This is a genomic window from Candidatus Thermoplasmatota archaeon, from assembly GCA_034660695.1.
GTDB lineage: Archaea > Thermoplasmatota > E2 > UBA202 > DSCA01 > JAYEJS01.
Genome location: JAYEJS010000122.1, coordinates 1 through 5,077 on the forward strand (window position 1 = coordinate 1; position 5,077 = coordinate 5,077).

General features: G+C 40.3%; 7 protein-coding genes and 1 tRNA gene. 6 read left to right on the forward strand and 2 right to left on the reverse strand.

Going from position 1 to position 5,077, the window contains the following annotated elements; translation table 11 throughout:
- The first annotated feature begins 131 nt into the window (after positions 1-131).
- The 6 genes from U9O96_06295 to U9O96_06320 all read left to right on the forward strand — a co-directional run bounded on the left by U9O96_06295 (position 132) and on the right by U9O96_06320 (position 3,159).
- A complete protein-coding gene (locus tag U9O96_06295) occupies positions 132-866 on the forward strand; it encodes a hypothetical protein (GenBank protein MEA2054701.1) in 735 nt (244 codons plus the stop codon).
- Between the two features lie 19 nt (positions 867-885).
- A complete protein-coding gene (locus U9O96_06300; protein ID MEA2054702.1) occupies positions 886-1,359 on the forward strand; it encodes a hypothetical protein in 474 nt (157 codons plus the stop codon).
- Positions 1,356-1,721: a hypothetical protein gene (locus U9O96_06305; GenBank protein ID MEA2054703.1), complete on the forward strand. Its 366-nt coding sequence runs from the start codon at positions 1,356-1,358 to the stop codon at positions 1,719-1,721. Before U9O96_06300 ends, U9O96_06305 begins: the two co-directional genes overlap by 4 nt.
- Positions 1,711-2,712: a tyrosine-type recombinase/integrase gene (locus U9O96_06310; protein ID MEA2054704.1), complete on the forward strand. Its 1,002-nt coding sequence runs from the start codon at positions 1,711-1,713 to the stop codon at positions 2,710-2,712. The genes U9O96_06305 and U9O96_06310 overlap by 11 nt, the downstream gene beginning before the upstream one ends.
- Before the next feature lie 43 nt (positions 2,713-2,755).
- A tRNA-Cys gene (locus tag U9O96_06315) sits at positions 2,756-2,826 on the forward strand.
- Positions 2,827-2,898: 72 nt separating this feature from the next.
- The gene (locus U9O96_06320) at positions 2,899-3,159 is read left to right on the forward strand and encodes a hypothetical protein (GenBank protein MEA2054705.1); all 261 of its coding nucleotides are present in this window, start codon (positions 2,899-2,901) and stop codon (positions 3,157-3,159) included.
- A 73-nt stretch (positions 3,160-3,232) separates the two neighbouring features.
- On the opposite strand, the gene U9O96_06325 is transcribed toward U9O96_06320, so the two are convergent.
- Together U9O96_06325 and U9O96_06330 are read right to left on the reverse strand one after the other, a co-directional pair.
- On the reverse strand, positions 3,233-3,964 hold the full coding sequence (locus tag U9O96_06325) for a transposase (GenBank protein ID MEA2054706.1): 732 nt from the start codon (positions 3,962-3,964) through the stop codon (positions 3,233-3,235).
- A 200-nt stretch (positions 3,965-4,164) separates the two neighbouring features.
- Positions 4,165-4,893 carry a hypothetical protein gene (locus U9O96_06330; GenBank protein ID MEA2054707.1) on the reverse strand — a complete coding sequence of 243 codons (729 nt, stop codon included), beginning with the start codon at positions 4,891-4,893 and terminating at the stop codon, positions 4,165-4,167.
- Positions 4,894-5,077 lie beyond the last annotated feature (184 nt).

Genomic DNA, 5,077 nt, shown 5'->3' on the forward strand with positions numbered 1-5,077 from the left:
TGTAGATCTTCTCGAAAAATTTAAAGCAAAGGTCTATGTGATGAAGGTTATTTTGACCAAGGAAGACTGTCGAAGGCTTGGTTTAGAGCCTGAGTAGAAAGCATTCATACTTTTTACACATAGTCGGGTTTATGAAAGGATTTAAATATACAATATGCAAGGAAAACAGTGATGACATCATAGGCCGGGATGTGTTCGGGTTCAAAGCGTTCACCGGACGGTATCCATTCAAGGGAAGCCTGTACCGGAGGCGTGTTAATATCTTCATGGAGGAACATACACCGGAAATAGATGAGATGGAAGATATAGAGGATCGATTAAGCGAGATACGCACGGCGTTACTGGCGTACCGGCTGCTAATGCCAGACCCACTAAAATTAAAACCTGAGGATTACACTACAGAGGTGAATGGCACAGCTTTCAAATTGAGAGGTGGAACACTCCAAGTTTTCAGGCCGATATTGAGAGCGGCAAAGCAGTTCAATATTCCAACGGATCCGATAGTGAAGTACGCCTATCAACAATATGTGAGATACAAGGAGGAAATGCTGGTCTCTGAGGAAGCAAGCGTAATATTTTACATTTACAAAAGCCAGCGAGCGGGAGTACACGAAATTCCATTAAGCGAAATTGCTCACCAATGCGAGATACTGGGCAAAAGCAGCAAGCCGTCGCCAACCAGGGTGGGCTATATGCTGAAGGGAATGGACCTGAAAACCGACAGAACCAGTGGAGGTACCGTTTTGCGAACCAGCAAAAAACAGAATGAAAAGAAGCTTGCGTATCTATACCAAAAATATGAGGTGGAATACGCAGAAATGGAGGAACAAGATGAGAATGGTGTATCTTATGAAACTTTGCCATAAAGGTTCACACGGTCTTTATATGAGGAAAAATGAACCTTATGCAACTTATGAACCTTTACTATATAGTTCTCTCATTAACTATACAAAACCTCGATTACGCCCACCAATACATATCCTGATAAGATTCACAAGATTCACACCCTTCATTTCGTCGGAGGCAAGAATTGCAAAACACATATTCAGTAAGAACCACAGAGTTCATTTCCAGAAAAAGGATAAAAATTTAATCCCACAGGTCGCAGGCGGCGCAGCTGGCAGTCTGTTGATTCCATCACACAAGATATCTGGTTGGTCGGTGAATGCAGGAGCCGAGCAGTCGGCCATATCCTCACGCAATATGCGAAAAAGCATGAAGCAGATAGCCAGGATGGTGATAACGATGCTTGAAAGCACGGCTTTTAAGCACTTTCACGGACAGGCTGGAAGAATTACATATGGTGGGGAGGAAAACGCTGTCAGCCCCACCGGAAGGAGGTTGAATTGCTACCCTTGAAACCAATCAAAGAAATCCTGAATCAGGAATGTAACTCCCACCAAATTAGTGTAGAAGCAGTTATTAAAACACGGGATTTTTTAGAGGAGATAACAACTAGATTGGCAAAAGAAGGCATAAAAGAGATGGATAAATATAACGAAGGCAGGAAAATCCAGGGGCTGAAGGAGATAAAGAGACTTCCGGCATGGGTTGTGGAGAAGGTAACTCACAACATTTTAAAACAAATTGACGATACAAACATAGGCTTCCGATCTGAAGAGGTTGTAAGTCTAGGTGGCTGTAAGATGTTAAAAGACAAAAAAGCCATCAAATCCGCAAAAGAAGACGACAGTAGAATGGAGGCATGTTATGAACTTTGAGCAGGCGCTACAGGAATACAGGAACTACATGATACGTGAAGGCTACAAACCTAAGACCATCAATCACTATACAAAAACCGTAAAAGACAATCTCCAAAACAAAGATCTAGACGAACTTCAACAGAAAGACCTCGATGGGATAAAATTGAGACTGACACAAAAATACCAGGTGCGAGGAAACCGAGTGAGATTCTCGGGAATCAACCTGTTCTGTAGGGCTGTACTACAACAACCAGACCTGCATCTTACGCTGCCTCGTCCAAAAACCAAAAACAAAGATGTGCTGACCCCAGAGCAGGTGAACAAGATACTCAGGGTTGCTAAGAAGGGCAGCAAACGTACCTACGCTATGATGTTGACCATGTACGACTGTGCACTACGCAAGGGGGAAATAATCAACCTAAACCTCACAGATGTGCATTACGAGGCAAATGAACTCTATATAAAGGATGCAAAGACCGGTGACGGGATAGTTACGATAAGTGACAGAGCATTGGAGGCAATAAGAAACTACGTTGAAGGAGAAAGAAATCCAGAAAAAGATGATGAAAAAGCTTTGTTTCTCAACAAATACGGTAGGAGAATAGGTGAAAAATTTGTTCGGTACTATGTTAAAAACTGTGCAGCAAAGGCAGGGATAACAAAAAGAGTTTATCCTCACATGTCCAGAGCAAGTTGTATAACACATCTGCTCAATTCCAGGGTAAACCCTGCTACTGTCCAGAACCATGCGAGACACAAGAATTTCGCGACAACTATGATCTATGACAGACCCACACAGCAGCAGATGCACATGGACATCAAAAAGATCTTCGATAACCATCCAGAAGACATTTCAGAGGGCACGAAGGCTGTTGATTCATCGGATAGAAGGCTGAAATTGGTGGATAAACTAATAGCTGGGGAAATAACTGAAGGAACATTCAATAATATTATTTCCGTGCTCAAGGAAAGCCCAAACTATAAAAATACTGGTAATATGTACGTCTAAAGGTCAGTTAACCTCGAGCTAACCAAGGTTATATGGCCATTATGGGCGGGTAACCTAGAGGCCAGGTGGCGGACTGCAGATCCGCATATGTGGGTTCAAATCCCATCCCGCCCTTCTAAACAAAAATAAAACGAAAGTATTTTATTAACATTATTCGTTAGTGGGTTAATTGTTATACGTGAAAAAATGCTAAAAAAAACGAATGTATGGACTGCAAGCATAAAATGGAACAGCATGAAGATAGATCTTCATCCACGCTGGAAAGCCATGATACCTATGTGGGCAATTCCTGCTCTTCTGTGTGAAATTTTGTGGAGAATGTCAGGAGGGAAGTTCTTTGGTATAGTGGTTGGTTTGTTCATTTCCTCTTTGAAAACGTTATTTGATTATGCTGTATTGGCTTATGATTACAGGACTGTGAGGGACATCAAACATAAAAAATTTTAGATACGTTTCTTTATCCAATCGAGAGATGCCGCTAGATATGAAAAATGAACGGCCCACACAAAAAACAAAATTCCTAAATTCCCAGCACTTTAGGGACTATGATATCAAATTTCTCAAATAATAATCTCTGCTCCTTGGTGATCTCGGGTATAAGCATCTCATCCTCGAACACTTTGACCTTAAGATTCCTGAGTAAAAGCAAAGCTTCCTCCACAGTAATCTTCTTCTCAAGATTTTTCTGCAAGAGCAAAAATACGCTTAGCGTTATGAATACCAGAAGGAGATAACCACGCATGCTTTCTTCCTTGTGTGTTCTCAAAGGAAGCAGATTCAAATCATCCTTTGAAAACTTGAACAGTTGTTCTGCGATTTGCCTGCTGTAGTAGAAAGGTATTGTGTTTTCTTCAGGTAAATCAATAGAAGAAAGAAGTATCATGATACCTTTTTTCTTCAACAGAAATGCCTTCTCATCAGTACTTTTATTTATTTCATCTAATTGCAAAATGAGTTTTGTTGTTTCCCTGCCTTTTCTTGCAGGATCAAGTACAATGTAAGCAAAAGCAGTTTTGCCAAATAAATCCACACCCTGCTTCTTTATAAATAACGCTCTTTTTCCATAGCGTACTGCATACTTTACGTCCTCCAAGTCTTTGATACCATTTACGAGTTTTTTGTACAGCTTTCTATTTGCAGGCAGCCTTACCATAAAAGGTATTTCTATTCCCTGCACCGCTTTTATATTATCCTCTGAGTAAAAGCCTGCATCAAATATTGAATACGTATCCTGTATCCCAAAGCTTTTCATCCTAACTTCCGTATTTTTAAGCACATAAATTTAGTTTTTCCAAAATCCCCTTCTGTTTCTTTGTAATTTCTGTAAGAATCGTATGTGCTTATATTGTAAACACATATCATTACATGTGGATTGCTATCGCCAGCATGAAAAAATGAAGAAGTTCTAAGGAGAAAAACAGGCATTTAGGAGAATCAGGCAGCAATTATCGATCATAACATGTGCTTAAAATGTGGGAAGTCAGGTTTCATCTCTTCGATAGTAGGTTTCAGACTACTGACATCGGGGATGCTTCCAGGGATGTACCTGAAAAACAAGGGCATAGAGCTTGCCTTGTCCACAACCAACATAAGATTTATCTGCTTGTCAATATCCTCATCGTGATAACCCCGCTGTGAGAATGGCATATGAATCTGATTCGGCATCGCAGTTATGTCCAATAACAGCCCATCTGATGAATGATGTATGAACGAGAGATAGTTTTTGAAAAACAAACGAAGTTTTTCCTCCAATCCAATCCCAACTATCAAATCACTGATTCTCTGAGAACTAAGGTTGGCTTTGCAAAGGTACTTTATCGCATTCCCATTCTGCCAGATCTCCGCTAATCTCATTGCTGATGGATGACATAATCTGTAGGAAATCAGGTTGAAAAGCATGTTTGCATTTTTCCCGAAAGAATCTTTCAATATCTTTATGAAACCTTTTTTCTCTAAGAACTCATGGAGGAGAAACGTGTCCCCAAAGTCGAGGATAAGCTCTTCCTTTAGGATTTTTTCCTTCAGCGTCTTCCGGTAAATCCCCTTCTCTTTATCGATGACAACACCAAGGTATTTTGTTTTATGTCTTGGTTGCTTGGCTTTTTTATCCCAGTAGCTCGTGAGTTCATATGCGTACTCTTTATTTCCAAATTTCTTAAGTGTTACGAACGTTATAGTCACCAATTAGTAACTGTGTATTAAAGGATTTCGGTATTTTGTTATGGAGAGAACACATACCTAGTGTCTCAACAACTTAGTTTTGGAACAACTTTATAAACTCCAAACACCATACTGCCCGTATGGTAGAAATAAAACTTAAAGAGGACGAAGAAAAGTTCCTCAAGAGCTTTGTGAAAAAGGGACG

Coding starts and splice junctions, on each gene's coding strand:
- U9O96_06325 (MEA2054706.1), bottom strand. CDS start 3,964: ATGAAAAGCTTTGGGATACAGGATACGTATTCAATATTTGATGCAGGC.
- U9O96_06300 (MEA2054702.1), top strand. CDS start 886: ATGAGGAAAAATGAACCTTATGCAACTTATGAACCTTTACTATATAGT.
- U9O96_06320 (MEA2054705.1), top strand. CDS start 2,899: ATGCTAAAAAAAACGAATGTATGGACTGCAAGCATAAAATGGAACAGC.
- U9O96_06295 (MEA2054701.1), top strand. CDS start 132: ATGAAAGGATTTAAATATACAATATGCAAGGAAAACAGTGATGACATC.
- U9O96_06310 (MEA2054704.1), top strand. CDS start 1,711: ATGAACTTTGAGCAGGCGCTACAGGAATACAGGAACTACATGATACGT.